At 42.9% G+C, this 1,073-nt stretch carries 3 protein-coding genes; all 3 read right to left on the bottom strand.

Going from position 1 to position 1,073, the window contains the following annotated elements; translation table 11 throughout:
* Positions 1-290: hypothetical protein (locus tag AB1414_21400; GenBank protein MEW6609967.1), on the bottom strand; the 290-nt coding region annotated here is incomplete at its 3' end.
* Between the two features lie 22 nt (positions 291-312).
* On the bottom strand, positions 313-630 hold the full coding sequence (locus AB1414_21395) for a hypothetical protein (protein ID MEW6609966.1): 318 nt from the start codon (positions 628-630) through the stop codon (positions 313-315).
* 126 nt (positions 631-756) lie between these two features.
* On the bottom strand, positions 757-1,073 hold a 317-nt coding region (locus tag AB1414_21390; protein MEW6609965.1), incomplete at its 5' end, for an RHS repeat-associated core domain-containing protein.

The raw sequence follows: 1,073 nt of genomic DNA, 5'->3' as shown, positions 1-1,073 counted from the left end.
CCCCATGTTCCCCGATAATAATACAGCCCTGACTCGGTATCTATCTCCCTGCCGGTGAAGAGGTAGGAGTTGGAGACAGAGCCGGTTTGGGCGTAGACCTCGCCGAAGGCGTCGTAGCGATAGGTGGCGGCTACGACCTCATCAACAGAGGTCAGAGACGTAACGCTGCCCAGGCCGTCGTAATGGTAATAGTAGACATCTCCACCAGCATCCTGACGGCTGATAATCTCATCGATCCTCAGGCTGGTGATGTAGCGGGCAATTAGCTCATTGTTCCCGTCGAACTCCATCAGGATGTTGTCGCCGTCGTAATCAACTACCTCTAAGCTTTAAGAGTATATATCCTAACAAATTTCCTACATTTGCGCCAATTACAAGAAACAGAAAGAAAATAATAAAAAACCCAATTATTGATCCAATAATTATAGTTATCCCTCCAATCATTCCTCCTTCTTGGCTGGTTAAGAATTTTACAAAACTAGCGGACCATCCTCCACCCAATACTAAACCTATAACTACCCCCCAAAAGACTCCAATTGGTGATAGAAAAAATGCACCAATAATACATCCGTTGAGACTCTTTAGCCGCAAAAAGCACAACCAATTACAAAGTTCTCTTATTAATTCCATTTAAATGCCCCTCCTGCTATCTATTACATATCCATTTATAGGTACACTCTGCCCAACATCTTATATGATCTTTAGCAATGCACCATGCACTTTTACACTCTTTGTATGCATCAATAAGACAATTTCTTATACAGTTGCTCCATTTGTTATCACCTGCAATATTACAGATGTGATAGGCAACACAAGCATATCGATCTCCTTTATTGCAAAGGTCTCTATAAAATACACATTCACTTGGAGGGGGCCTAATCCTGTGGGATCAATCAAATTTATTGGATTATTGCCTACATACGCATAAAGATTTATTCCACCTTCAAATCCAATCGGGTCTTGGGTTACAAATCTTCCCACCTCTGAGTCATAATACCTCGCTCGATAGTAGTAAAGCCCTGACTCGGCATCTATCTCCCGGCCGGTAAAGAGGTAGGAGTTGGAGACAGAGC

The sequence above is a fragment of the bacterium genome, assembly GCA_040755795.1.
GTDB lineage: Bacteria > UBA9089 > CG2-30-40-21 > CG2-30-40-21 > SBAY01 > JBFLXS01.
This window is presented reverse-complemented; position numbering and strand designations above follow the sequence as displayed.